Annotated in this window: 6 protein-coding genes; 1 reads left to right on the top strand and 5 read right to left on the bottom strand. The window is 45.3% G+C overall.

Annotation, left to right across the window (positions count from 1 at the left end; translation table 11 throughout):
- Positions 1–203 precede the first annotated feature (203 nt).
- Entirely contained in the window at positions 204–1034 is an 831-nt protein-coding gene (locus PKO02S_RS31595; RefSeq protein ID WP_127589206.1) for a phytanoyl-CoA dioxygenase family protein, read from the bottom strand.
- Between the two features lie 123 nt (positions 1035–1157).
- Between PKO02S_RS31595 and PKO02S_RS31590 the strand changes: the two genes are divergently transcribed.
- A complete protein-coding gene (locus PKO02S_RS31590) occupies positions 1158–2057 on the top strand; it encodes a helix-turn-helix transcriptional regulator (RefSeq protein WP_127589204.1) in 900 nt (299 codons plus the stop codon).
- Between the two features lie 12 nt (positions 2058–2069).
- Here PKO02S_RS31590 and PKO02S_RS31585 read toward each other — a convergent pair whose 3' ends face one another.
- From PKO02S_RS31585 to PKO02S_RS31570, 4 genes are all read right to left on the bottom strand, one after another.
- Positions 2070–2201, bottom strand: a complete 132-nt coding sequence (locus PKO02S_RS31585) for a cyclic lactone autoinducer peptide (protein WP_127589202.1) — start codon at positions 2199–2201, stop codon at positions 2070–2072.
- A 6-nt stretch (positions 2202–2207) separates the two neighbouring features.
- Positions 2208–2735 carry an accessory gene regulator ArgB-like protein gene (locus PKO02S_RS31580; protein ID WP_127589200.1) on the bottom strand — a complete coding sequence of 176 codons (528 nt, stop codon included), beginning with the start codon at positions 2733–2735 and terminating at the stop codon, positions 2208–2210.
- Positions 2728–3384: a hypothetical protein gene (locus PKO02S_RS31575; protein ID WP_127589198.1), complete on the bottom strand. Its 657-nt coding sequence runs from the start codon at positions 3382–3384 to the stop codon at positions 2728–2730. The genes PKO02S_RS31580 and PKO02S_RS31575 overlap by 8 nt, the downstream gene beginning before the upstream one ends.
- Before the next feature lie 173 nt (positions 3385–3557).
- On the bottom strand, positions 3558–4610 hold the full coding sequence (locus PKO02S_RS31570) for a CotH kinase family protein (RefSeq protein ID WP_246067666.1): 1053 nt from the start codon (positions 4608–4610) through the stop codon (positions 3558–3560).
- Position 4611 lies beyond the last annotated feature (1 nt).

Genomic DNA, 4611 nt, shown 5'->3' with positions numbered 1-4611 from the left:
GAGATCACCGAATTGGAGCGACGTTTTCGGAAGGGGGTATGCAGAAACGGCTCCGCAAGTGGGTAAAATCGGACTAGAGCATATTTCCTCCTTCGCTCCTGCCACGCAGTCCGAAAAAGCCGGACTAGAGCCTCTAAGCCTTTTACCGCTCGCAACTACTGACACCGCTGCTGCGAGGCAGCGCCATCCCCTTAATTTTCTGCTCAGCGAGAATACACTAGAGGGTTTAGCTCACTGGCTGCTAGATCGCCCGCTTGCAAACCAGGCAGCCATCGTTTCAGGTCGTTCCGTCTGGCATTGCTGTCCGGCTCAAGCACCTTGGTCCCATCCGGGAAGTAAATAACCGTCATCACTTCGCGCATCATCTCGGTCGGGTTCCCCGGAGCGCTGTGCAGGGTCCAGCCGTAGTGGAACGTCGCATCCCCGGCCGCCATTCCCCCGTAAGTGTGCTGTGGGAATTGATGAGCGTCAATATACTGCTGCAGCGTCTTATGGGACTCATCGGAGATGACCATTTTGTTGATATAGCCCTTGGAAAAGGAGCCCGAAGCGAACGTCATCGAGCCTACTTCTTGCGGAATCGAGACGAGTGGCATCCACATCGTAATCGTCTTCTCTGCGTCCAGCGGCCAATAAATCTGATCCTGATGCCACGGGGTATGGCCGCCTCCGGGCTCCTTAAACAGCGCCTGATCATGATAAATCCGCACGCCGCTCACTCCCATCAGCTCAGCCGCGATTTTAGCGAACCGTTTGGCGAGGACGAACCGGCGTACCTTTTCATGTGTCTCCCAGATATTCGTGATTTGGATAAACGCCTTACCGTACGTGTCTCTCTCATGCAAAGGCTTGTCATGGTAGTTCAGTTCCTTTACCGCATCGGCGATATGGGGACGGTAGATAGCTACCTCCTCCGCACTCGCGACTTGGTTTAGCAGGATGTGTCCGTCTTTTTGAAAGCTGGCGATTTGCTCCGGACTCAAAGTGTACTCTTCTGCCAACTGAGGTAAATAATGGATATTTCCGTTTATCATCTTGAAATCCTCCTCAAGCAAATGTTGTTATATACTAACAATAGCACAGCTTGACTGGATTGAATTTACATATTATCGTGAAATAGTTGGATTTTTCCGATCTGGTGTGAGGAGGAATTGTTTGTGCACGTTAACTATCCATTGAAAAAATCCACCGGTCTGTACGGTCTCAGCCCCAGCATTCATTGGGCACAGCGACACCAAGTCCGCAGCGAGGTTCATTTGCACCGGCGCATCTATGATTTTGAATTGCTCTATTTGATCGAGGGGGATATCGAAGCCGAAGTCGGCGATCAAAGCGTACGGTTGTCGAGCGGCTCCTTGTTGTATTTGCCATCAGGCGTCTACCACAAAATTCGCGTCCTGACGCTACCTTTCGCATCGTTTTTGGGGATTCATTTTGACTACTTCAATGAGTTGTTTATTACGCGTGACGAGGACATTATCGTAAATGAAACGCAGTTGGCGCCGGAGCGATTTTGCTATGAGCCTAGTTTGGATAACGGAGGGATGCTCTTTTTGCCCATGTACGTGCATCGTTTGAGGCCACAGGTGGTCTCGTTGATGGAGCAGTTGATCCAAGAGTTTAATTTGCAGCGGCCGGGTCATCCTCTGGTGTGCAATGGGTTGCTGTTGCAGTTGTTCGGGCTATTGCGGCGGGCTGTCCCGCTTAAACAAACTGGGCCTACGTTGCGGTATACGGAAGCCGTGTTGGAATTGAGCAAACAGATGGAGGAGCATTGTGAGGAGGATTGGTCGAACGAGCGTTTGGCTCGGGAACTTTGTGTGCATGAGGACTACGGGATCAAACTGTTTCGGGAAGTAGTAGGCGTTACGCCGAACAAATACTTGCAGCAGCTGCGGCATCAACGCGCCAAACAATACTTGAGGGAAACCGATTGGACGATGGCGACCATCGCCCACCGGACAGGATACGCGGACGAGCACTATTTTAGTCGTGTCTTTAAGAAACTAGAGGGCTTGCCACCACGGGACTACCGGTTGTTAGCTTTGGTATTGTGAGGAGAGTCAGAATTACTCGACATTTTCTAATAATTCTTTGGGCACTTTTGGGTTATGGACCCACCAAAAGCTTGCAGCACTAACAAATACTACAGCTAAAACTGAGAGTATCTGTGAAGCGTTACGAGCAATGATTTTTTTCAATCCCTTTCACCTCCTCCTAAAAATTTCGAGTCGAAATAATAAACATGATTGAATGAATATACCTACAGTAAAAGGTGTAATTGTAATAAACAGACTTATTATCACAATAACAATTGAAATATATTTAAGGTGCGGATAGTACCTCTTAGGAATACGAGTTTGTCCTTCAATGTTTGACGGTGCAAAGAGAAGAACAAATATTATACTTATAAAATTCAATATTAAATTTAGCTCAAAAGATAGTTGTAAATGCGGAACAGATGCTGCCATAGCGCTCGAAACAATAAAGCAACTAATTGATGAACTAAAATGGAACCCTCCACTGACACTGCGAAGGAAAATAAAACCAATTGAGAACAATAATGTATTTATAAAGTTATTTGTTAAAATCGCAAAAGAAAAAGCAAAAGTAAAAACCAAAAAAGAATTAATAAGGCCAATCAATGCATACTTCATCACATCTACACTTGTAGTATTGTCTGGGTCAACTGTCTTTATTTTCGAAGCTATCCTAAAAGCAATATTTTCAATCATTTTGATATTCCTTCCTTACTGAAAGATACATTAGTGCAATAAAAATAACTGTTAATATGATTGTTATTAGAATCACATATGGTTCCTCAATATTGAAATAAAATAATGCTAAAATAAAAATTATTCCAAGAATCATTAGATACAGGAACATACGATTTAACCCTTGATATCTTACAAATGCCCTCTGACCATGTGGAACATATGCGAAACCGTAATTTCTTTTTTTAATTAAGATTGCGAGAATAAATACAATTAAACTAGAAATAAATTGAAGTGTATATCCTTGAACGGAATGCTCAACCAAACCATCTTCTGTAATAATTCCGAAACGATCTAATAAAATGTAAAGCACAGTTTGTATTATCCCAAAAAAAAGCGAGCCGGTTACAGTCATTATGCCAGAATAAAAGATTTGAATTTCAAAAATGTAATATAGAAAAGCAAATATCAGTAATACTTGAGCAATTGGCGCCAAAAAGTCTTGATGAAATCCATATCTAATTGAGTACGATACAAATGAAAGGATCGCACAAATAAAAATCACACTATTGTGGTAAAATTTGTACTCAAATCTGAAAAGCACAAACATTATTGCAAAAACTGCCAAATACTCCATTGAAGAAAATATTACGAACAACAAAAATTCCATTTTCGTAGACCCCTATCTAAACCGAAAGAGCTTACATCTATAATAAATATACCACTTTTAGGACTATTGACAATAGTAGAATTCAAACGCCGCTATTTTATAGCAAAATTAACAAAATTCGAGCAGGAATCCACAAAAAAAGCCCGAAGACGAATGGGTCCCCAGACTCATTTTTACAACTTGACCGAGATCGCATCCGTGACAATGTCCCGCCTTTCCCGGATATAGGTCCGGATGAAACGCCGCTCCCCCTGGAATACAGAATAAGACCACTTTCGGGATACATCACGCACTACATAAGGGGCTATTCGATCCAGCATTTCCTCCACAACCGGCTCTAGCCTCTGCAGCGTAAAATGCTGATCCAGCACCTGACCGAGCAGCACCTGATAACGCTTCCGATGCCTTCGCAGCCCCAACAATCGACGCGTCAGCTGGTTGTACCCTCGCACCCTTACCAAATCACTACCACACGGATTGCCATAGCAATTCCGTCCCCAGGTGCCCTCATAATCCCAGGGGATCATCCGATACAGCCCCTGAGTCTGGTGCATGTAGATCGCATAGTTCTGATCGAACCCATCGTAATTGCCGGTAAACACCGCCCCTGCCAACCAACGCAAGTAATTGTTCACATCCAGCCGATCATCCAAATAGTTCTCCAGCTTTCCCGCTGGTAAAGCATTCAAATTCGCGATAAACGCCCGCAGCTGCCGCCGATCCGACTCCCCGCCTAGCTTCACTTCGTATCCCTCAAGCAACGACCGCTTAGCCAATCCGCTGGCTGTGTTGAATTTGCCGAAATTGGCGCTGTCCGTGACGGCATACATAACGGCTTTGACCGGAATTCCGCGTTTCTGGAAAAACTGTCGGTTGACCGACTCGATTTCCAGATACACCCCAAGCGACCGACCGTTCAAATAAACAAGCACATGCTTGGCAGCCGGACTCGGCACCCCGATCCACTCAAAAAAACGAAAAGATAACGCATTCCGAATCAAAGACGGATCGTCATATTCCGCATTCAGATGAATGGTTTTCCCCCGATAGACGACTTCAAAGGACCGCTTGGGATAGCCCCGCGTGTGCCCGCCTCTATACCTAACCTTGGCCGCTGCAGCACCTCCGCTAGCATGCAAGTTCCCATCCACGAACGCATCGCTCCATACATGACGCTCCAACTGCTTCAACTGTTCAGCCGATATACTCAAGTGCCGAACCGGCAAG

Origin of the sequence: Paenibacillus koleovorans NBRC 103111, assembly GCF_004000845.1 — a bacterium.
Lineage (GTDB): Bacteria > Bacillota > Bacilli > Paenibacillales > NBRC-103111 > Paenibacillus_AA > Paenibacillus_AA koleovorans.
Note: the sequence above shows the minus strand (reverse complement) of the source record. Positions and strands in the feature narration are given on the sequence as shown.

What these genes read in the sequence shown, in the direction of transcription:
- PKO02S_RS31580 (WP_127589200.1), bottom strand. Translation starts at nt 2,735, where the DNA reads ATGATTGAAAATATTGCTTTTAGGATAGCTTCGAAAATAAAGACAGTT.
- PKO02S_RS31575 (WP_127589198.1), bottom strand. Translation starts at nt 3,384, where the DNA reads ATGGAATTTTTGTTGTTCGTAATATTTTCTTCAATGGAGTATTTGGCA.
- PKO02S_RS31595 (WP_127589206.1), bottom strand. Translation starts at nt 1,034, where the DNA reads ATGATAAACGGAAATATCCATTATTTACCTCAGTTGGCAGAAGAGTAC.